This window comes from Pseudomonas sp. P4_C8 (assembly GCF_056401975.1).
The window spans coordinates 14106-34461 of the sequence record NZ_JBFUIH010000028.1; the positions used below are offsets into that span (position 1 = coordinate 14106).

The 20356-nt window shown below is 56.8% G+C and carries 21 protein-coding genes and 2 pseudogenes; 9 read left to right on the plus strand and 14 right to left on the minus strand.

What is annotated here, in order from left to right:
- The first annotated feature begins 116 nt into the window (after window positions 1-116).
- Window positions 117-1586: a sensor histidine kinase gene (locus AC1DWM_RS18215; RefSeq protein ID WP_477795812.1), complete on the plus strand. Its 1470-nt coding sequence runs from the start codon at window positions 117-119 to the stop codon at window positions 1584-1586.
- Window positions 1587-1663: 77 nt separating this feature from the next.
- Here the strand turns inward: AC1DWM_RS18215 and AC1DWM_RS18220 are convergent, their stop codons facing one another.
- The gene (locus AC1DWM_RS18220) at window positions 1664-2407 is read right to left on the minus strand and encodes a gamma-glutamylcyclotransferase (RefSeq protein ID WP_477795813.1); all 744 of its coding nucleotides are present in this window, start codon (window positions 2405-2407) and stop codon (window positions 1664-1666) included.
- A gap of 92 nt (window positions 2408-2499) precedes the next feature.
- Here AC1DWM_RS18220 and AC1DWM_RS18225 point away from each other — a divergent pair.
- Together AC1DWM_RS18225 and AC1DWM_RS18230 are read left to right on the plus strand one after the other, a co-directional pair.
- Window positions 2500-2700: pseudogene (locus tag AC1DWM_RS18225) on the plus strand (transporter); the annotation flags it as partial.
- A gap of 44 nt (window positions 2701-2744) precedes the next feature.
- The gene (locus AC1DWM_RS18230) at window positions 2745-3422 is read left to right on the plus strand and encodes a DUF3313 domain-containing protein (RefSeq protein ID WP_223519621.1); all 678 of its coding nucleotides are present in this window, start codon (window positions 2745-2747) and stop codon (window positions 3420-3422) included.
- 87 nt (window positions 3423-3509) lie between these two features.
- Here the strand turns inward: AC1DWM_RS18230 and AC1DWM_RS18235 are convergent, their stop codons facing one another.
- Window positions 3510-4082, minus strand: coding sequence for an eCIS core domain-containing protein (locus AC1DWM_RS18235; RefSeq protein ID WP_223519619.1), 573 nt, complete (start codon window positions 4080-4082; stop codon window positions 3510-3512).
- Window positions 4083-4261: 179 nt separating this feature from the next.
- Here AC1DWM_RS18235 and AC1DWM_RS18240 point away from each other — a divergent pair, with 179 nt between their 5' ends.
- Window positions 4262-5002: a Mut7-C ubiquitin/RNAse domain-containing protein gene (locus tag AC1DWM_RS18240; protein WP_223519617.1), complete on the plus strand. Its 741-nt coding sequence runs from the start codon at window positions 4262-4264 to the stop codon at window positions 5000-5002.
- A 108-nt stretch (window positions 5003-5110) separates the two neighbouring features.
- On the opposite strand, the gene AC1DWM_RS18245 is transcribed toward AC1DWM_RS18240, so the two are convergent.
- Window positions 5111-5596 carry a DUF6130 family protein gene (locus AC1DWM_RS18245; RefSeq protein WP_223519615.1) on the minus strand — a complete coding sequence of 162 codons (486 nt, stop codon included), beginning with the start codon at window positions 5594-5596 and terminating at the stop codon, window positions 5111-5113.
- Between the two features lie 67 nt (window positions 5597-5663).
- Between AC1DWM_RS18245 and AC1DWM_RS18250 the strand changes: the two genes are divergently transcribed.
- Window positions 5664-6014 carry a DUF2200 domain-containing protein gene (locus AC1DWM_RS18250; protein ID WP_223519613.1) on the plus strand — a complete coding sequence of 117 codons (351 nt, stop codon included), beginning with the start codon at window positions 5664-5666 and terminating at the stop codon, window positions 6012-6014.
- A gap of 286 nt (window positions 6015-6300) precedes the next feature.
- Here AC1DWM_RS18250 and AC1DWM_RS18255 read toward each other — a convergent pair whose 3' ends face one another.
- Window positions 6301-6660: a DUF6124 family protein gene (locus tag AC1DWM_RS18255; RefSeq protein WP_007949545.1), complete on the minus strand. Its 360-nt coding sequence runs from the start codon at window positions 6658-6660 to the stop codon at window positions 6301-6303.
- Window positions 6661-7612: 952 nt separating this feature from the next.
- Here AC1DWM_RS18255 and AC1DWM_RS18260 point away from each other — a divergent pair.
- Entirely contained in the window at window positions 7613-8419 is an 807-nt protein-coding gene (locus tag AC1DWM_RS18260) for a lytic transglycosylase domain-containing protein (RefSeq protein WP_223519611.1), read from the plus strand.
- Window positions 8420-8912: 493 nt separating this feature from the next.
- Here the strand turns inward: AC1DWM_RS18260 and AC1DWM_RS18265 are convergent, their stop codons facing one another.
- The 4 genes from AC1DWM_RS18265 to AC1DWM_RS18280 form a co-directional block, all read right to left on the minus strand.
- Window positions 8913-10103, minus strand: a complete 1191-nt coding sequence (locus tag AC1DWM_RS18265) for a cation:proton antiporter (RefSeq protein WP_477795814.1) — start codon at window positions 10101-10103, stop codon at window positions 8913-8915.
- 209 nt (window positions 10104-10312) lie between these two features.
- The gene (locus AC1DWM_RS18270) at window positions 10313-11764 is read right to left on the minus strand and encodes a DUF1254 domain-containing protein (protein ID WP_223519648.1); all 1452 of its coding nucleotides are present in this window, start codon (window positions 11762-11764) and stop codon (window positions 10313-10315) included.
- A 649-nt stretch (window positions 11765-12413) separates the two neighbouring features.
- Window positions 12414-13187 carry an SDR family oxidoreductase gene (locus AC1DWM_RS18275; RefSeq protein ID WP_223519608.1) on the minus strand — a complete coding sequence of 258 codons (774 nt, stop codon included), beginning with the start codon at window positions 13185-13187 and terminating at the stop codon, window positions 12414-12416.
- 5 nt (window positions 13188-13192) lie between these two features.
- On the minus strand, window positions 13193-13519 hold the full coding sequence (locus AC1DWM_RS18280; RefSeq protein ID WP_223519606.1) for a nuclear transport factor 2 family protein: 327 nt from the start codon (window positions 13517-13519) through the stop codon (window positions 13193-13195).
- A 97-nt stretch (window positions 13520-13616) separates the two neighbouring features.
- Here AC1DWM_RS18280 and AC1DWM_RS18285 point away from each other — a divergent pair, with 97 nt between their 5' ends.
- On the plus strand, window positions 13617-13985 hold the full coding sequence (locus tag AC1DWM_RS18285) for a winged helix-turn-helix transcriptional regulator (RefSeq protein ID WP_223519604.1): 369 nt from the start codon (window positions 13617-13619) through the stop codon (window positions 13983-13985).
- 199 nt (window positions 13986-14184) lie between these two features.
- On the opposite strand, the gene AC1DWM_RS18290 is transcribed toward AC1DWM_RS18285, so the two are convergent.
- Together AC1DWM_RS18290 and AC1DWM_RS18295 are read right to left on the minus strand one after the other, a co-directional pair.
- Complete coding sequence (locus tag AC1DWM_RS18290; RefSeq protein ID WP_477795815.1) at window positions 14185-15024, minus strand: nitrilase family protein; 840 nt, start codon at window positions 15022-15024, stop codon at window positions 14185-14187.
- Window positions 15021-16520 (minus strand): purine-cytosine permease family protein, encoded by a 1500-nt coding sequence (locus tag AC1DWM_RS18295; protein WP_477795816.1) that lies wholly within the window; start codon window positions 16518-16520, stop codon window positions 15021-15023. The genes AC1DWM_RS18290 and AC1DWM_RS18295 overlap by 4 nt, the downstream gene beginning before the upstream one ends.
- A gap of 146 nt (window positions 16521-16666) precedes the next feature.
- Between AC1DWM_RS18295 and AC1DWM_RS18300 the strand changes: the two genes are divergently transcribed.
- On the plus strand, window positions 16667-17569 hold the full coding sequence (locus AC1DWM_RS18300; RefSeq protein ID WP_223521101.1) for a LysR family transcriptional regulator: 903 nt from the start codon (window positions 16667-16669) through the stop codon (window positions 17567-17569).
- A gap of 136 nt (window positions 17570-17705) precedes the next feature.
- On the opposite strand, the gene AC1DWM_RS18305 is transcribed toward AC1DWM_RS18300, so the two are convergent.
- From AC1DWM_RS18305 to AC1DWM_RS18315, 3 genes and pseudogenes are all read right to left on the minus strand, one after another.
- Entirely contained in the window at window positions 17706-17888 is a 183-nt protein-coding gene (locus tag AC1DWM_RS18305) for a hypothetical protein (RefSeq protein WP_223521099.1), read from the minus strand.
- A gap of 171 nt (window positions 17889-18059) precedes the next feature.
- Window positions 18060-18590 (minus strand): cysteine hydrolase family protein, encoded by a 531-nt coding sequence (locus tag AC1DWM_RS18310; protein ID WP_223521097.1) that lies wholly within the window; start codon window positions 18588-18590, stop codon window positions 18060-18062.
- Window positions 18591-18703: 113 nt separating this feature from the next.
- Window positions 18704-18961, minus strand: a pseudogene (locus AC1DWM_RS18315) (gamma-glutamyltransferase); the annotation flags it as partial.
- A gap of 150 nt (window positions 18962-19111) precedes the next feature.
- Between AC1DWM_RS18315 and AC1DWM_RS18320 the strand changes: the two are divergent.
- Window positions 19112-19627, plus strand: a complete 516-nt coding sequence (locus AC1DWM_RS18320; protein WP_223521095.1) for a methylated-DNA--[protein]-cysteine S-methyltransferase — start codon at window positions 19112-19114, stop codon at window positions 19625-19627.
- A gap of 6 nt (window positions 19628-19633) precedes the next feature.
- Here the strand turns inward: AC1DWM_RS18320 and AC1DWM_RS18325 are convergent, their stop codons facing one another.
- The gene (locus AC1DWM_RS18325; RefSeq protein WP_223521093.1) at window positions 19634-20227 is read right to left on the minus strand and encodes an NUDIX domain-containing protein; all 594 of its coding nucleotides are present in this window, start codon (window positions 20225-20227) and stop codon (window positions 19634-19636) included.
- Between the last annotated feature and the right edge of the window lie 129 nt (window positions 20228-20356).

Genomic DNA, 20356 nt, shown 5'->3' on the forward strand with positions numbered 1-20356 from the left:
CTACGTTATGTACGTCTGAGGTTTTTGGCACAGAGAATGCTGGGTATTCATCCAGAACTCATTGAGTTGTTCAAGCTGCTACAACCGGACGTGCAGCATGAATAAGGACACTCCCCATGCAGCCAAATTCAGCTTTTTTCAGACGCCTTGATCGGGGAGCGGCCGACTCAATTTCGCCGACAAAACCACCCAACCTCCTGCGATGGTTTTCGATCATCAGCTTCATCCTGATCAGCGCGATAGCCATCGGGCTGGGGTCAGTGTCGACCCGTTTCCTGGTCATCGAAAGCCTGGAGCGCGACGCACTGTTGTCAGCGCAATTTATCCAGACCATCGCTCAGGGTGAGATACGTCACCACGAGTTGGCCGGGATGCGGATGGGCGACGTTTTGGCGGCCACCCAAAATGGGGTGCTGTCGGAAGAAATGTCGCTGAACAGGCACCGTGCCCGCTCCGAGTTCCTCGACCACCTTTCGTACCTCCCGGACTCACTCCTGATTAGCATCTACTCCCCTCTTCGGACAGTGATGTGGTCGACCAATCCGCAGCTTATCGGACAAACAATTCTGAACGACGAACCACTTGAAGCGGCATTCAACTCGAAAGGCCGAATTTCCACCAAATACAGCAACGCTGATGAACGCCGTCCCGAACAGCAATTTTTGCTCGCTCCCAAAATGTTCTTCATCGAGAGCTACATCCCCTTGGTAGATGATCTGGGGAATACTCTGGCAGTGGTGGAAATTTACAAGGAACCGGTCGATCTAATCGAACGGCTCAATCGTGGCCACTGGATAATCTGGCTGTCTACGGCGGCCGGCGGTCTGCTCCTTTACGTCGGGCTGTATTGGATTGTTCGACGGGCATCGATTCAGCTGGCGTCACAGGAAGCCCAGCTCGTCGCCAACAAGACCTACGTGGGCTTGGTCGAAATGTCCACGGCGGTCGCTCACAGTCTGCGCAATCCACTTGCCTGCATCCGCTCCAGCGCAGAGTTGGCGAGTGAAATGGACGGCCAACCCTCCAAGAAGAATATCAACGATATAGTCAACCAAGTGGATCGGATGTCGCAGTGGGTGCACGAATTGCTGCTGTGCTTGCGACCGATCCGTGGAGAGGCAGAACTGGTGGAACCGATGATTGTGGTACACGCCACTCTGGCCGGCTTCAGCGCGCAATTGGCTCAGTCAAGAATCCAGGTCGAGTTCAAGAATGAGCCCGCCCTCCGAATCATCAGTAATCCACTTTTGCTTTCTCAAATTCTCAATAGCGTCATTGCCAATGCAATAGAGGCAATGCAGGGCGGGGGAAAATTATCCATCCAGGCTTATGTGGATGAAACCCATCAATGGCTGCATCTCATCATTGGTGACACCGGGAATGGAACGTCACGGCAACAAGAAATGATGGCGTTCAAAACCTTCTACACCACTAAGCAAGGCAGGCTAGGCATAGGGCTGATTATGGTGAAGCAGATCATGGAAAGTTTTGGTGGAGAAGCCCGTCTGACCCACCATGAACAACAGGGAACATCCGTACGCTTGAGTTTCAGGATTGTAGAAAGAAGAGCCAGCGCGTTGCGCTAACCCTCGTCTTCGCGCAGCCGTTCTCGCCGATCCGTGGAGAGAGACGTAAGGTAAAAAAAGAAAAAAAGTGGACGGATTTATTTTCCAAAAGGGGACGGAAAAATAAATTCGTCCCCTTTCTTTCCCAATAACTCTTCGATTTCCTGTGCGACCAGGCTTTGTATGCGCCACATATTACGGTCACGAATGCCATGCTCTTTCAGCATTGTCACGGTCCGGAATAGATATTGGGCTGCCGAGCCCCAGTGCCCGGCTGCGCGAGCCAACACATGTGCAACCTTTTCCATTGGCAACTTGCCTGCATAGGCCATTCCGTCGCGAGCTGCGACAAAGGCTAATGCACGCAATATCCCAGTCTCGGTTTTAACCGAAATCCAGCGCGGAACATTGGTTGGTGGGTTTGCGTCAATTTCCCGGAACATTAACAGTCCCAGTTGTTTGAAGTGATCTTGCGCTGGAAGCCGGTATGCCAACCCGTTGCAGCTTCCGCCGCGGTCGAGGGCCAACATTAGGGCTGGCAACTCGCGGGTGCCGCGCCAGCGAGTAAGTTTCAGGCAGAACGACCGATGCCACCCATAGGCGGTGGCGCCGCGGCTCTCCACAAATTCAAACTCCGGATTCCATATCAGTGAGCCATAAGCAAAGACCCAAAGATCTTCCGGTTTGTATTCACGTAAAAGCGCCTCCACCATCGCGTCAAACTCTGCTTTGGTGTGTTCGGTCGTGCCCGGTTCGGGTCCAGGATCGGGCTCAAACCGCTCAACACAAGCGACGAGTTCCGCTGTCAGGTTTTGCCCTTTGAATCGCGTCGTTTTTTTCATCGTTCATACCGGGCTCTCACGGCTGATCAACCGGAAAGTCTAGCACCAAGTGCTGAATCCACAGTCGAATGCTGTCCTTCGTAACAGGCAGCATCGGCCAAACCTGGCGCATCGCCACAGGAGCCACCTATGCTCTGGGTAAGGACACCGACATCAACGTCAGTTGGGCTATGGTTTGGCTCGGCGACATGCCGGTGGAGCAGACCAAGCCCACAACGGGCAATCAACTCTGCAGTCAGTTCGACAACGCCTGGATTCAAGCCGTGACTGGAAACATGACTTGGCGTTTCTGATTTTCTGTTGACGGAACCCGACTTAATCGTGGAGTGAAGCCACTATGACCTTGGCCCATAAGTTGTTTGTCGGCGTCGCACTGGCCAGCCTGGTACTCGGCGGTTGCACCTCCCAAGTCACTGAGCGCGAGCAGTACTCCGGTTTCTTGTCCAACTACAACAATCTGGAAGAAGTGACCACCGCCACGGGTGAGAAGGCAATGCGCTGGGTGAGCCCGTCGTGGAACCCGAATGCTTATGACACCATCGCGTTCAGAACGCTGGAGTTTTACCCCGCGCCGAAACCCAATGAGCAGGTCAATCAGCAGACTCTGGCCGACTTGCAGTACTACATGTCCAGGAAGGCCAAAAGCGTGCTGGGCCAAAAATACCGGAGGGCGTCTAGCGCGGCCGCTGCACCGGCCGGGTCACACACTCTGATCCTGCGTGCGGCAATCACTGGCGTCAGCGCTTCGAACGAAGGCATGAAGTGGTATGAAATTATGCCGATCGCGGCCGTTGTCGGAGCGACACAGGCAGCCACCGGTCACCGGGATCAAGACACTAATCTGTTCATCGAAGCCGAGTTCATTGACGCTAGAACCAATCAGACCGTAGTCAAAGTGGTGCGCAAGATATTTGGCACCCAGCTAGAGAACGACAAGCAGTCAATCACCACCAAGGACTTTAAAGCCGCTATCGACAAACTGAATACCGATCTCTGGACGTTCATCCACAGTTGACCGTTACAGAACTTTCCGTTTTTCACCCTCCTCTGGGAATAAGGGAAAAAAGGGGATCTATTTTTCCGTCACCTTTTTTACAGTCAGTCACTCCCGCACCACCCGTCTGACCTCAGCCTGTATGGCATAAGCCGGCGCCTCCACAGCATTGAAATCTTGTGTATACCGCCGGGCAAATCCTTCTACCCCCCATTCCTGATACTGCTGCACATGCTTTAATTCGTGAGCCCAGAGCATGACGTTCTCTTCTGCGGATTGAGCATCCCGGAAGAGGATGATGTCGATCAGCGTCACGGCGCCGATATCGGGGTTTTGCAGCATGGCAGTGGCGGCGCTGAATTGGCCGTTGTCGCTGACTTTGTAGCGCGCGGTATCGAGGACGCTGGGGTCGTACCAGCGCAGCAGTTGCTCCCGGATGTGCGGTGGAATGGGTTGGATGCCGGCGTTGGCTGCTTCAGCGCGGGCTTGGGTCAACCACAGCGCCAGGGCAGGTGCCGCGAGCTGGTAGACACCCTCAAGCTGTCCCCCGGCTGGGAGGCAGATGCAGCTGTCCAGGCATACTCGTGTCTCGCCAGCTGGGCAGGCGTCGGTCTGGGCTGGCACTTCAAAGGTCAGGCAAAGAACAAACAGCGCCACCAGGCGCGTGGTGATGGGCGGCATTGGGCGCTCCAAGGACAGACACAGCGCGGACAGTGGGTCTCCATTGATCGACGACCCGCATGGCTTTAGCGTAGTCCCGAACCAAGCGCCCCAAGATAATCGCAGGAAGCGACAGACCACCTTCCCACTCAATCCCCATTTTAGGCGCTCAACTTGCAGCCCTGCCTATACTGTTCAACATGACCAGTGCAACCTTTCGCTTCTACGAGGAGCTCAACGATTTCCTGCCGGCCGAACGGCGGCGGCAGTCCTTCACCTGCAAGTGCGCGCAAGGGGCGACGGTCAAGCACATGATCGAAGCGCTCGGGATACCGCACACCGAGGTCGAACTGGTGCTGCTCAACGGCGAGTCGGTGGGCTTCGAGCGGGTGATCTTCGACAGTGACCGGCTGGCGGTGTATCCCAAGTTCGAAGCGCTGGACATCAGCCCGCTGCTGAAGGTTCGTATGCAACCTTTGCGGGTGCTGCGCTTCGTCGCGGATGCGCACCTTGGCGGGCTGGCCAGCCTGCTGCGCATGAGCGGCTTCGATACCCTCTACGACAATGGCTTCGAGGATAGCGAGATCGCCGAGATCGCTGCGCAGCAAGGACGCATCGTGCTAACCCGCGACCGCGAACTGCTCAAGCGGCGGATCATCAGCCACGGCTGTTACGTGCATGCCCTGAAACCGTCGCTGCAGCTGCGCGAATTGTATGAGCGCCTCGACCTGGCGCGCAGCGCGCGGCCATTCAGCCTGTGCCTTCATTGCAACCTGCCGCTGCACGAGATCAGCCCGGAACTGGCTCGGCCCCAGGTGCCGCCACGCATTGGCGCCCTCTATTCGCGCTTTCTGCGCTGCGACGCCTGCCAACGGATTTACTGGGAGGGTTCGCACTGGCGCGGCATGTGTGCATTGCTGGCACCTCTCCTGAACCGATAGCCAAGCGCATCGGGCCGGTTGAATCCACAGCCAAGAGCAGTCAGTCAGATGTGTCTAAGAAATCTGGGGCTACTCACACCACAGCAGTTAGCCATGAACACTCAACAGTCATGGTTTTACTGCGTGACTATCGTCAATGTGGGGGGCGTCCGTTGGTTTCTTCTCCGGAACGATAAAATTCACTATCGTACTGGTGAGAATTTTGTGAGTCGGGTCGGCCACTTCAAGAAGAACCTTATGCGTGCCGGGTTTGAGTCCAACCAAGATAATCGGGTCTTCACTGGTGTGCGCCCATGTCCCTTCCCTGTTGTCGACGGTCACGTGAAGGTGACCGAGGCGTGGTGATACATCAGCAGCCGTCTTGCCAAATACCGGCATGATCCTGGCGTGCTCTGTTCGATACTGGATAATGACAACACCACGGGCGAGCGGCTCGGCCAGCGGTGGATAGGCGATGAGCTTTGGCACCGCCTCAGATTCCAACGGGAGTATTGCCGGTGGGTGATTGATGTCTGCTTCCCCTTGACCGCACGCTGCCATGCAAAAAAAGACACTCAAAGTAAGGGCCGACAGATTTCTGAGAGCGAGGGGCATGGTGTTTTTCTCCCGCGTGACTTAACTCAAGGCTAGATCAAACCGAGCCGCACCAGGAGAAACGCAGATGTCCGGACATCGAATCTTCTCGACACCCTTTGCGGCGGTTTATCCAATGTACGTAGCGAAAGCCAAGCGCAAGGGGCGTACACAAGAGGAAGTAGACCGCGTCATTTGCTGGCTCACGGGCTACGACCAGGCGGGGCTATTGCATCAGCTCACGCTGAAGGTCGACTTCGAAGCCTTCTTTGCTCAGGCGCCAGAGATGCATCCAAACAGCAACCTCATCAAAGGTGTGGTCTGCGGTATCCGTGTGGAGGATGTTGAAGATCCGCTGATGAAACGAATCCGCCAGTTGGACAAACTTGTGGATGAACTCGCCAAAGGCAAATCCATGGAAAAGGTGCTTCGGCAATGAAACTCGCGGTCAAGTTAGTGCGAGCCACCGCATCAGATGTTTTGTATTTCAAAGACCGGTGCCACCCTCGCGCTCCGAGCACAATCCGTAGCAGCTGGCGAAGCCTGCGTCCGGCTGCGTAGCAGTCGTGTCATCAGACGATGCGGTGCGTCAGGAAGACCGCAAACTCAGGCTTTACGACTGCTACGCAGCCGGACGCAGGCTCCGCCAGCTGCTACAGAAATTGCGTTAACGCAGAAATGGCTCAACTGATGAGGGAGCTTGCTCCCCCACCACAGAACAGCGGCTACACGGACGGCTCAACTTTATCCAGCACCCGGTTCGCCGTGATCTCCGCCACCATGATGCTGTTGGAAATGCCCAGCAAGGCATAGCGTGACTCACCTTCCAAATGATCCACCAACTGATGAACCATCACATCGACCGACGCCAGCGTCTCGACCAAAAAAACCGCCAGGGTTTCGGCAGTGGCCTCTGGGTCCACGGAAAACAGAGTACTGCGCGTTCGCTTGGTGGCTTTAATGTCGGCATTCGAGGGAAAGTGGAAGTTGAGGGCCCGTTCGGCGGCCTCGTTGAGCTTTTTTGAATCGGGTTCGTACGGGGACACTGGATCGGTGTCTGGTGGATTGGGTGTGACCTTGAACATATTAAAGTCTCCAACAATATGGAGCCGTCACCGAATCGCTGCTAAACGGAGGGTGGCAGCTGTGTGCAGGTTAGCAGACCGGCGGAGACGAATCCGGCGCGCCCGAGGGCGCCCTGCGCACAGCTACCATGAAGTGCAGGCATGAAATGACCTGACTGTCTGGATGCAGATGCGCTTCGTCACGACGGGCTGCTAAACCCGATCACTGATGGGCAGTGACACGAATCAAGTTACCGAGTGGCCCAAAAGCGCACAAGCCGGCGGATTCTGGCGTAGCCGTAGGCAATGGCACAAGGTTTTGTAGCTTTCAGGACGTAACCTTGAGGGTGTTTAAACACGCGATCTCAAGAGTTGTTGAATCGGCTGATGCGCGCTTCCTACAGGTAGTGAAAGCTGGAAGCATCCAGGAAGCCTCTGTCGAATTTATAGGGGTGACCGTCGCAATTGTGGTGGCAACGTGGTCTCTTGAATCAGTCGGCTATCGGCCGATTCTGTTGAAAAAGTCGGTCTGCCCAAACTGCCTGATCATTGACTGGTGAAAACGCCTTTTCTGCACGCTGCAACGTGAAATCCAAGTCCGGAAGCCTCTGCCAAAAGTAAAGATTTCAATCTCGGACGCGTACTTTTCTGATGCGTAAACCATGGCCGACTTTTTCAACAGAATCGGTCAGAAGGAGACATTCGTTTGCGTCGGGATGCCCCCTATCCAGCCGTCAGGCATTAAGCACTGTTGAGATGGTCGCGTATGAACTCGATGAACCGCTGGGTCTTCGCAGGAAGCAGCCGTGTTTCGGTCAGTGCGTAGCCCGTACGTCAACGCAAATTCCAAGGCCGGTTACAAGGGGTATAACTATCAGAACAAAAGGCGGGTCACCCGGAATAGGCCCTCCAAAGGCGGCGCCCGGGCCAGGCACCCCAGGCCTGATCGGCGCCTGCGACGCGGAGCGATGTGATGAGTTCCAGAGCATGGCGATGGGCTCGAAAGAGCCTTCTTGGCTGCATCGAGCTGGCCTTGCTGGTCGCGCCACTGTGCGCCAGCGCCATGTTCAAGTGCCAAGCCAGGGACGGAGCCATCAGCTACACCAGCCAAGCCATCGCCAGCGCCCGCTGCACTCGCCTGAATGGCATGGCGGGCGCCGGTGTCGGCGCCAAGGCAATGGCCCTGCCACGGGTTGTGCGGGACGACGACTCAGGCGCGGTGCGGATTCGGGTGTTCACCTTCATCCACAAGGGTATTCGTCAATATGTGAGCCGGCGCCCCGTCGGGATCTCCGCACGGGTCGATGTCCTTGAGCTCTATTACATCAAGGGCTGCTATCTGTGCATGGCGCCGAAGGATTTCAAGGTCGCCTCACTGAGCCTGGACACCCATTCCTATCGGCGGGAGATCGAAGCCGCTTCGGGTCATTATGGTGTCGACAGGGCGCTGGTCCGCGCAGTGATACATGCCGAATCGGCGTTTCGCCCCAACGCCATTTCCGAAGCCGGCGCCCAGGGGCTGATGCAGTTGATGCCCGCCACCGCCGAGCGCTTCGCCGTGGACGATCCGTTCGACGCACGACAGAACATTCGTGGCGGCGTGCGCTACCTGGCCTGGCTGCTCAAGCGCTTCAACGGCAACCAGGTGCTGGCGTTGGCAGGTTACAACGCCGGCGAAGCGTCCGTGGTCGAGTACAACGGGGTGCCTCCCTATGCCGAGACGCAATCCTACGTCACCCTCGTGCAGTCCTTGACCGAACGCTATCGCAACCATCGCTAGTACCGTAGGGCGCATAACCCGGAATAGGTAATACGCCGGCCCCTCCACGGCGGATAACGCTGGCGCGTTATCCGTCCTACGAAAGCAATCAGGTTCCGCGCTCGATCAATACGCTGGGCGGAGAATGGCTCAACCGAACTTCCACGCTCACCGGTAGCTATCGACCGATTCTGTTGAAAAAGTCGGTCTGCCCAAACTGCCTGATCATTGACTGGTGAAAACGCCTTTTCTGCACGCTGCTACGTGAAATCCGAGCCCAGAAGCCTCTGCCAAAATTAAAGATCTCAATCTCGGACGCGTACTTTTCTGATGCGCAAACCATGGCCGACTTTTTCAACAGAATCGGCCGATTGCAGCCTGTCGCGACCGGCTGAAAACGACCCAATATAGATAGTCCATCCTGTGTAGATGACGGCTGATCAGCCGTTCGTTTGTAGTCATCATCACGTCACAACGCTAACACCCGCAAAAACTGTGGTGTTTCTGACAAACATCAATGATCACGACTGGCCAGCCGTGCAACCCATGGATTGGCACTCAGACCATGTAATAACACGCTGAGTAAAACGGTACAGACAGCAGTAGCCACCAAGGTACGACTTGCTTGTAGAGGGTAGGGCAATATCATGACGGCGAAGACAATGCTGGCCAGACCTCGCGGGCCGAACCAACCGATGAAGAGGCGGGTTTCGAAATCGAAACGGGTTCCCACCAGACTGAACAGCACGGGCAGTATGCGAATCACGGTCAGGCTGAGCACCGAGTAAAGCCAGATGTTCAGGGTGAGACTGCTCCAGGCCCAAGGGATCACCAGTGCGCCAAATACGCCCCAGGTAATGACCGATAACAGGCTGGCGAACTCTTCGCTGGCCTTGAGCATCTGGTGCTTTTGCTCGGTAAATAGAAAACTTGCGAGCAACCCACCGACGAACGCGGCGATAAACCCGCTACCACCTAGTGTTTGCGCTGTGGCAAAGCACAGAGTGGCGAGCCCGGGCAGGGTCAACTGTGACCACATGGGCGTTTGCCAATGGTGATTTCCAGAGTAGCGCTGCAACCACCAGGCGATGAGCGTAAGGGTAATACCGATGAGTGCACCGATGCCCAGTTCCTCGATAACCAACTCTATTGCCAGTGAGATAGGGGACTGTGTCTGCTGTTCGACCAGCAATGCCAAAAACATAAGCAACACTGGAACGCAGATTCCATCATTCAACCCGCTCTCAACGTTTAACCCTTCACGCACGGACGCGGGAACCTTGGGATTGCTCACAACAGCTTTACCGAGCGCAGCATCAGTGGGAGCCAGAAGGGTTGCCAGTATCGCCAATTCCAACGGTGGGACCTGTGGGAACAGCCAGACGCCGACTAGCCAACCACCCGCTATGGTCAGTGGTAGCCCTATCATCAGCAAGCGCAGCGGAAGTCCTTCATTGGCCCGCAGGACCTTCAGGTTGGCGTTGGCCGCATCGCTGAACAGAACAATCGCCAGCGTCAGCTCAGCCAAGAACCTGAGGCCATCCCTGTCAATCCGGGGTTGCAGAATGCCCAGAAATGCCGGGCCGAGAATCAGACCGGCAAGCATGAACATAAGCGGGCCATTGAGCAGGCGTGACTCGAAGCGCCCCGCAAATATGCTGTAGATAAGGAGGAAGGCGGCAAGCAGCGCTAAGTTCTGATACATCGATGACCTGCCTGTTCAGGGTGAGCAAAAAAGAGCAAAAAAGGGGACAGATTTATTTTTCTGGAAAATAAATCCGTCCCCTTTCCTTTCAACTTTTTCAACAGAATCGGCCAATAGCAGCCCTTCATGATCGGCAGCTATTGGCAAAAAGGCAGCACAGGCCGACACCGACCTACGGCGAGTGTCGGCAATGGCTCACAAGAGTCGCACTACTTCGAGACCACCAGCGCCGGTGGCTGCCAGCTGCCGTCGCCAGCGGGAAGAATCGAAGGCGGTGCGGTCTTCGGCCAGTAGAGGCGCATTACCAGAAAGACCGTGTCGTCAGGCGCGGGCAACCAGTTTGCCTCCTTAGCCTTGCCGGGGGAGTCTTTCTGGATGTACAGCGTCAGTGAACCATCCGTGTTTTTCTTCATCGCCGACAGCATCGGCGAATTGATCAGGTAACGGTTGAGCGGATTCTTGATCAGCAGCTGGCTCTTGCCGTCGTACATGGTCACCGACCAGAAGGCATTGACTGGCGGCAGTTTGCCGGCCGGGAAAGTCAGCGTGTACTTGCGCTTGCTGGTATCCAGCGTCTGGCCGGTGCCGTCGGTGCGCGTGTTGGGATACATCGCCTCGACGGCGTCGTTGCCGTAGAGGCCGCCTTTCGCGGCACCAGCACGTTTCAGCCAGTCGGCCTTGTAGAACGTTTGGTCGCCGAAGTACGCGCCTACGCTCCAGCCGTTGATTATCTTCGTCCCGCTCGCGAGGAACTTGTCGACCTTCTCGTCACCGGCCTTCATCCCGAGCAGGACCACGGCCTTGTGCTCGAGCGAGAGGTCCTTAAATTCGAAGGTGCGACCGGGTCCCACCCCAATGCTCGCCAGCTTGGCCCGGATCTCCTGGTCGTCAGCCGATGGCGGCACATACTCCATCGCGGCCGACAGGTACTCGAAGAAGTTGGCCTTGATGCCTTCCGTCGTAGCCGGCACGAAATCAATCTTCGGCGCAGTGGGCGGCGCGGGTTGATGGAGGAAGGTGGACAGCGGCTGGACCTTGTAGCCCGCTTGCACCTTCTCGACATTCGGCATGTCCTTGGCATTGTAGAGCTGAGTCCGAATGGCGCTCACGGCGAAGGGAGTGGTCGAGGTGAAGACTTTTTTGATACCGGGAGGGGGCGCGCCTTTCCAATCGGGACCGACCACCATGTAGTCGCCCGCTTCGTTGCCGGTGGCACGGCTGCCGATGTAACCGTAGTTGTAAGTGTTGCCGTCGATCATCTGCACCGAGTAGTAACGCCGCTTGTCCACTGCCGGCACCGAGATCACCATCGGCTCCGCGCGCAGGTCCAGCCAGACAAACGAGTACGGGGTGTCGCTGTTCGGAGTGATGATGGCCGTGTCTTGGTAGGTGAAGACGCGAGGCTCGTTCTTGATCTGGTTGAACGGCGCCTTGTATTGCGGGCCGCCCTTGTCCACAGCATATTCGTTCATCACGGCGTAGTTCATGACCAGCGGTAAGCCGTAAATAAAGCCTTCCTCGGCGATTGCCTTAGTCTGCTCGAGACTCGGCGCGGGTACGCCCTTGGTCACATCCGTCTTGTCTGCCTGCGTGATCGGATCGTTCTTGCTCGCACACCCCGCAAAAAGCGTTGAACCCACTACGACGAGTGCCGCAGCCATTGTCCAGCACGGGTTAGACTTCCTGTTCATTTCCACCTCGTTAGTTTTGAGCAAGCTGGCACCGTGAGCGTTCATGGCCACGGTGAAATAATTTGAATGCCTGAAACCCTCCCGACTTTTTTCAGTAGTGCCAAGTCATGTTGGGGATCAGGGCTTCAATCCAGGCGTTGTCGAACTCGCCTGATACACGATTGCCAAACAAGGGTTTTTGCTGATCGACTGGCATGCCCCCACCCAGACTGCGACCCAACTGAAATTCAGGTCGGTCTCTTCACTTAGCGACTAAGTAAATCCTATAGCGAGGCGCCAACTCAAGCGCCCAAGGAGTGTAGATCACAATAAGCCAACATCCCGTGCGCAGTTAAAATCGTGCCCGTTATTTGTACGTCTTATCGCCACGATGAATACGAGATACAGATCAGATTCAGTTCCGTAACATTCACTCGCCGCCGTTACAGACCATTTGGCTTCGAGAACAAGGGTGGATCAGTCACAATGGCTGATGGTCGCTATCCGACCCATTGCGGACGCTCAGGCAATAGTAGACTGACTTATTTTTTCATTTTCAAGCGCCTTTCACTCATCAGGGCGGCAATAAGCTAGTACGGGGCACGCTCACAGCCACTCTTCATGCTGATGTAGGAATGCGTCACATTGTGGGAACCGTTCCACCATCAATCACATATTCAGTGCCAGTGATGACGCTCGCAAGCGGCGAGACGAGGAATGCGATGAGATCGGCGACTTCGCTTGGTCTAGCGGGGCGTCCGATCGGGATGCCTCCCAGTGAGCCCATCACTATTTGGCGGCCACCCTCATAATCTGTGTCGTTCTGCCTCGCGATTTCCTCCACAAAGGCGACTGAGGCCTTGGTCTCCACCCATCCCGGTGAAACCCTGACTACGCGAACACCCTTGGGACTGACCTCTTTGGAAAGACCCTTGCTGTAGTTCGAAAGCGCGGCCTTGGCGGCAGCGTATGCAAGTGTAGATTCAGGTAGCGGCAGCTGGCTCTGGATAGAAGTGACATGGATGATGACACCCGAACCCTGCTTGAGCAGCATGGGCAGTAGTGCTCGGTCGAGGCGAACTGCCGGGAGCAGGTTCAGTTCCAGAGCCCGTTGCCATTCCTGATCGTCGAGCATCGCATAGCCACCGGCGGGAGCCGATGATCCGCCAGCGACATGAACGATGATATCGAGCCCGCCGAGACGATCATGGACGGCATCAACGACGCTGGCACAACCCTCGGTGGTGCTGATGTCCGCCGCGACGAAGATGTCCTCGGGAATGTGCTCGGGACGTGAACGCGCAGCAGTCAGGACTTTTACACCAGCCTCGCGCAAGCGAAAGACAACGGCTTCACCAATACCCTTGGTCCCGCCGGTGACCAACGCCCGGTGGCCTTCAAGTCCCAGTGCCATGCTCGTCAGCGAATCTCCAGGGATACGATCTTGTCGTCGGCAAGTTCAACAGTGTAGGTGAGCTCGATCGGGCTACCAGGGAAGTTCCCGGTAAGCCGGGCAAGCAGGGTCACGATCTGTCCTTTCTGCGAGCTACTCAATGGCTCGATGCTGTATTGATACTTGGCCTGCGAAGCTTGCTTCCAGGCTTTGATGGCCTCCAGCCCATTGTACGTCTGGCCTTCGTCGCGCACGGTGGCGTCCTTGCTAAAGCAGCGCTCTAATATCTCGATGTCGGTATTTTTTTCGGCGGCAAGGTAGCTGGCGAGCGGTTCAGGCAATTCGATTTTCATGGCGCATTACCTCGCTGATGTGAGGATTGCTTCACCCACATACTCGCTATAGGGTTACCAAATGGCAAGAACGCACGAAAAAGTAAGTTAGGTAAATATGAGAGAGATTTATACACCGTCGACCGCGGCCTGCAGCGTAGAAGCAGTGCTCAGGCAACTCGAAGGACGCTGGAAGTTGGTGATCCTGTTCCACCTCTTCGGAGGCCAGGTGCAACGTTTTTCCGAGCTCGAAAAGCTGATCCCCGAGATATCCCAGAAGATGCTCGCCCAGCAGTTACGCCAGTTGGAAGCGGATGGCATCGTGCATCGCACCGCCTATCCGCAAGTACCACCTAAAGTGGAATATCGCATGACAGAGTGGGGCCAGGCGCTGTGTCCGGCACTAGATGCACTGTTGAGATGGGCGGAACTACGCGAGACGCTCAAACCAGAAGGTTGCTCCACACAGGATTCACAGCCCAGCTGAGAGGCAACTTTTGGCCGATTTCTGTCCTTCATATCAGGAAGCAATCGACCAGAAGCGCTCTGTTCGGGTTAGGCAGCTCCCGCCCTGAGCTGTCACTTGATTTGTCTACAAAACCTCATATGCGGTTTGCACAAAAAAGTAAAACCCGCCCTTCCCCACCACGGCATCTGGTCACCAAAAACAGGAACGGCCTACCGCTTTACTCCCCGCCCCATCCATACAACCCCAACCGCCGATCCCGATGCAAATCATTGCGCGCACTAATCCGCTTATTCCGCGCCTCACCAAGATTGAGTGTCGCCAACAAAATCTGCTCCCCCCCCAGCTCCGCCGGCCCCGCCAGCGGATAACCATCCGCATCAACAATCACCGAACCCTGCACCCAACCAACCCCTCGTTCATGCCCATGCCGATCACACGCGGCAATAAACATCCGGTTCACCGACGCATTAGCCTGAACCCGCACCACTTCCGCCGGACGTTCGTTCGGCGGCCTGGGTCCATCTGGCCAGTTAACCGGCGCACAAAGCAAATCMGCACCAGCCAGTGCCGGAAGTCGCACCCACTCCGGAAATTCCAGGTCGTAGCAAATCAACATCCCGATTCGCCCATGCACCGTTTCAACCACCGGCGGCGGCGCGTCACCGGCGCTGAAGATTTCACTCTCCGCATCCCAAAGGTGCGCTTTGCGATATACGGCGCGCAAACCTTGGGCATCGATCATCGCCGCGCTGTTAGCCAACTCGTCGCCGTCCAGTCGTTCGCAAAAACCGCCGACCACGACGATGTTCAATTCGCGGGCGAGTGCCGCCCACAGACGCAAGGTCGGTCCTTCGGTCGTTTCTGCCAAGGACAATGCTTCGTCGCGGTCATTGAACACATACCCGCTCTGTACCAACTCAGGCAGCACCACAATCTGCGCCCCTTGATGCGCCGCCGAACGAATCGCGCGTTCGGTCAACGTCCGGTTGAACGCGAGGTCGCCAATCCTCGGCGCCACTTGGCAGCAAGCAACCACTGTATTTTTTGCAGTGTTCAACGCCCCTCCTCCACAGTCGTTTTGGTCATGGCAATGATRTCGCTCTCGGTAATCGCGTCGATGATCCGACGTTCCGCCGCAAGGTCGAGCGAGCGGCTGAGCAGGTAATACGTCAAACCCGAGACCACCAATCCCACCAGCCAGGCGATGTCCACGCCTTCGAGCATGCGTGCCAGCGGACCGACGAATACCTCTTTGTTGGCGGCGGCATCAAAGATATAGAAGAACGGCACCATCGCGGCAAAGCCGATCAGGTACGAGACGATGCCGCGAAATTGCCAGGCGCCGTAGATGCCGTTTGGCGTGAAGAAGTGCGGGATCGCGTAGCGGCCTTTGCGCACAAAAAAGTAGTCCACCAGATTGACGGCGGTCCAGGGCACGAGGAAGTACAGGAGCAATACGAGGAAGGTGTTCAACAGCGCRATGCCGTCACCTTTGATCGACAGCACGCAGGTCAACAGAATCACGCTGATCGCGGTGATGGACATCACTCGGGCGCGTGGTGTCGGGGTGATTTTTTTGATCGAGTCCACGCCGGTCAGCAGCGTCAGCATGGCGCTGTAGGTGTTGAGCGCGATGATCGGCAGGAAGCCCGCCACCGAGACGATCACCAACAAGTTGCCCAGCCCCGGAATCATCGAAGACCCGACCTGGTTCAACGCCACCAGCGCATCCACCGCTTTCAACTGCTGCGCCAGCCACGCACCGAGGCCGATCATCCAGCCGCCGGACAGCGAGGCGCCGATGAACACGGCGGCGATCAGTTTTGGCCGGCTGGTGTTTTTCGGCAGGTAACGGGAATAGTCGGACACATAAGGCGCATAGGAAATGTTGTAGCTGGCGCCGATGGCAAACAAGGTGGCGAACGCAACCCAGCTGAAGCCCAGGTCCGTCGCCGGGGCAACGCCCTCTTGGCCGGCGCCGAACATCAAGGCGATCGTGACCAGCGCATACAGCGGCAACGTGGCCAACAACGCCCATTTGAAGGCTTTGTGCATCAGGTCGTGGCCGTAGATCGACAGCAGCGCACCGATCAGTACCACCGCCACCGCGACAATGGTCGGGTCGATACCGAACACATGTTCGAGGCCGTTCATGATCAGCGAGATGTTCACCACGTTGAAGCCGACGAACACAAACATCGTCGCCATCAAGGCCAGGATCACCCCGCGATAACCGAACTGGGCGCGGGACTGGATCATTTGCGGCAGGCCCATCTCCGGACCTTGCGAACCGTGGAAGGCCATGAAAATGGTGCCGAACATAATGCCCAGCGCACCGGCCAGCATCGTCCACAGCGCCGACAAGCCGAGGCTCGGGCCGACAAAGCCGATAGAGATGGTGAAGAAATGGAAGTTGCCCAGAAACCAGAAAGGTCCCTGGCTGCTGAGTTTGGCGTGACGTTCGTTTTCTGGAATGTAATCGATCGAGTGGCCTTCGATGGCCAACCCGCTGCTCGCTTCGAGGGCGTGCGCAGACTGTGGGGACCCTGACATACGAATATTCCTATGCTGGTAATTGTTGTTTTTATGGGCAAAGCGCCGGTTTCATTGCAATGTAGGGCGTTGATCAGGGCTGTAAAATATCGCAGGCGCACTGTTTACATAGATCCGCGTCTATGTGGCGAACATCGGAGGCACATATGCTGGGCACTGTATCGGAGCTGGATCTGCGTTTGATCCGGATCTTTCTGACCGTCGTTGAGGCGGGCGGCATCTCGGCCGCGCAGACCGCGCTCAATACCACTCAACCCACCATCAGCGCGCAATTGGCGACGCTGGAAGCGCGGGTGGGATTTCGCTTGTGCGAGCGTGGGCGCGGCGGGTTTTCGGTGACGCCCAAGGGTGGCCAGTTTGTCGATGCGGCGCGTCGGTTACTGGCGGCGGCCGAAGGCTTTCGGGTTGAAGTGCAGCACATCAATCGCAAGGTGTCGGGCAATATCAACATCGGCTTGCTCGGTCAAATCGATCCGTCCGCCAACAAGAACATCGCCCTGGCCATTGCCCGATTGCGCTCACGACATGAGGGGTTGTACTTCCACTTCACCGAACTGTCGTCTTCGTTGCTGGAAGAAAAAATCATCAACGGCCACATCGATCTGGCCATCGGTTACTTCTGGCACCGCTTGCCCAACATCGATTACTACCCCTTGTTCCAGGAAACCCAAATCGCCTACTGTGCCCCTGCCCACCCGCTGTTCGATCACGTGGGTGCGCTGAGCCGCGATGACGTGCGCGATTACGACTGGGTCTGGCCCAGCCACCCCTTGCCGGAAATGCCCGCGCCCACTTCCATCGAGCGCTTGACGGTGCTCACCGACAGCATGGACGGCGCCGCCCTGCTGATACTGTCAGGGCAGCATTTGGGCTTTCTGCCACAGCACTACGCGGCCAAACATGAACAGCTGGGGCAGTTGCATCCGCTGAATCCTGAGCAACTGCGCTATGAAGTCGGCTTTCATGCGGCCGTTCGACATTCGGCGCGGCAACGCGAGGTGGTGAGTGCGTTTCTGGCGGAGCTGATTGAGATTTTTGCAGCAGGGTGAGTTCACTATCAGCCGGATTGCAGCTTCGAGGCTGACAGTGGTTTCAGATGCGGATTTCAGCTGTAGGCAAGATGTCGATTCGGGTCACCGAGCCGTGAATCAGGGGACGAAAATAGATCAGCCCCCTTTCAGACACTCAATGTTCTTCAAGCACCCCGAAGCGTAGGTCGTTGGCCACGTAATCCGGATGGAAGACATCCTGATCAAGCTGGAACAGCTCATTGTGCTGCTGCAGACGCTCGTTCTCGTTGAATGGGCCGTCGGGGCTCACGCCTGTTAGCTCGGCGAGCAGTTCGCCAATCAGTTTTTCTACGCTCATATTGTTGTTCTCTTTACGACAGAAGGTCTGTGCGGTCGAGCCGCCGAATTGCGGGGCTTGCGGCGCAGTTCGTGAGGAGAATTTAATAGGCGGGGGCGTTATCAATTTTTCAATCGACGACAGCGCTTTATCATTTCATGACAAATTGTGTCCGTTGATCCGGCAGTGGTTTCAGATGCGGATTTTCCCCGCAGGCATGACGTCGATCCGCGCCACTGAACCGGTCAAGCGCGCGAGATCCTTGTTGTGCTCGGCGATGATGTCCTCGGCGAGGTTGCCGTTGTCGACAGTGGAATGTGCGTCCGACGCCAGCACCACGTCATACCCCAGTTTCAGAGCCTGTCGCACGGTCGCATTAATGCAGTAGTCGGTTTGCAAACCACAGATGATCAGGCGCTCGATTTCTTCTCTCTGCAGCAGCTTTTGCAGTTTGGTCTGGTAGAACGAATCCGGTGTGGTTTTGCGTACGCGAATATCCTCGGGGGCGTTCTCCAGCCCTTCGGCCAGTTGCCAGCCGGCGGTGTCGTACACCAGAGGACCGTCCGCTTCTTCGTGCTGGATGAACACGACCGGCACCCCGGCAATCCGGGCCCGGATGCTCAAGTGATTGATGTTCTCGATGACGCGGTTGATCTCAAAGCACTCGTACTCGCCAGAGCACAGCGCCTGCTGGACGTCGATGATTAACAGTGCAGTGGCCATGATTCGCTCCTTGAACAATCAGTGAATCAGGGGACGAAAACAGCTCCGTCCCCCTTTCAAACTCAACCGTTAGTAGCCGAGCGACAGCCCGGTGTTGCGACGAGGGTCGTTGTGGTCATGAAACCGCCGCCCCCCAGGTTGCCCGCTGCGGGGTACACCACCGCCAGCGCGTAACCCACCGCAACGGCGGCATCGACGGCATTGCCGCCCTTCTTGAGCACATCGCCCCCCACTTGGGAGGCCAGATGCTGGGCCGTAACCACCATGCCGTTTTCGGCCGCGACAGGGGCAACGGAGGCCGCGTGGGCGGTCAGGCAGCTGAGTGTCAATGAAGTCGCGATGAGCGATTTGGCAAAAAGTTCGTACTTCATGAGTCGGTCTCTTTTTTGTTTTCAAACTCTGTAAAAAACCGAGTGAGCGGTGCTAAAGCACAGGCAAGTATGGTCGGAATTGCGTATTGCGCCTCCCCGTCGAGTCAGTATGCTGAGCCTCTGTTCAGACCTTCCGCGGAGACCGCTAGCATGACCTACACCTTCACCACCCTGGCGTCTCCGGTCGGCGAACTGAAGCTAGTGGCGAAAGATGCAAGACTGGCAGCCATCCTCTGGGAAAACGACAAACCGAACCGGGTGCGGCTTGGCCCGATGCTCGAAGCCCCGGACAATCCGATCCTGGTGCGGGCCGTTCAGCAATTGCAGGAATACTTTGCCGGCACGCGAAATCGCTTCGAGCTGGAACTGGATTTTGCCGGGACGGACTTTCAGAAGACGGTTTGGCAGGCCCTGCTGACGATCCCGTTCGGAGAGACACGCAGCTATAGCCAGATTGCCGAGCAGATCGGCAATCCGAGCGCGGTTCGGGCGGTGGGCGCGGCGAATGGCAAGAACCCGATCTCGATTGTTGCACCCTGCCATCGGGTGATCGGTGCCTCGGGCAAGCTCACCGGATTTGCCGGCGGGCTTGAGGCGAAGGAGCGGTTACTGACGCTTGAAGGGTGCGAGTGGTCCGGCGCCAGCAGGATGGATGATCTGTTTTGAATGGGCTCAAGGCGCCGAGAAGATGTCCTTCATCGCCGCATATTGCAGGAGCATGATGGTCTTGGCGTCGCAGATCTCGCCGCGGTAAAACGCTTCAAGTGCCTCGTCGAATGCCCACTCCAGCACTTCCAGTTCTTCGGTCTCTTCTTCCAGCCCACCGCCCTCGCTGACTTTCAATCCAGCGTCATATTCGGCGATGAAGAAGTGCAGCTTTTCGGTGACCGAGCCGGGGCTCATGTACGACTCGAAAACCTTCTGCACATGGTGCACGCGGTAACCGGTTTCTTCCTCGGCTTCGGCGCGGATGCGTTCTTCGGGATCGGCCCCCTCAAGCAATCCGGCCGCCACTTCGATCAACAAACCATCGTGACCATTGACGAACACCGGCAGCCGAAACTGGCGTGTCAGCACGATGGTTCTCTTTTCGCGGTTGAACAACAGAATCGCCACGCCGTTGCCCCGGTCGTAGACCTCGCGGGTCTGGCGTTGCCAGTCGCCGTTGTTGCGCTGATAGTCGAAGGTGATTTTCTTCAGCAGGTACCAGTCGTGGGACAACACCTGGGATTCGATGATGTTGACCCGCTCGGCTGTGTTCGCCATGACACTCCATCCTTTTTTCGTCAGAGTTGCCCATGGTAGGCGAAAACGAAAAAGCCCGGCATCCCCGTAATGCAAACCTTGTAGCAGCTGGCGAAGCCTGTAGGAGCCGAGCTTGCTCGCGATAGCGGT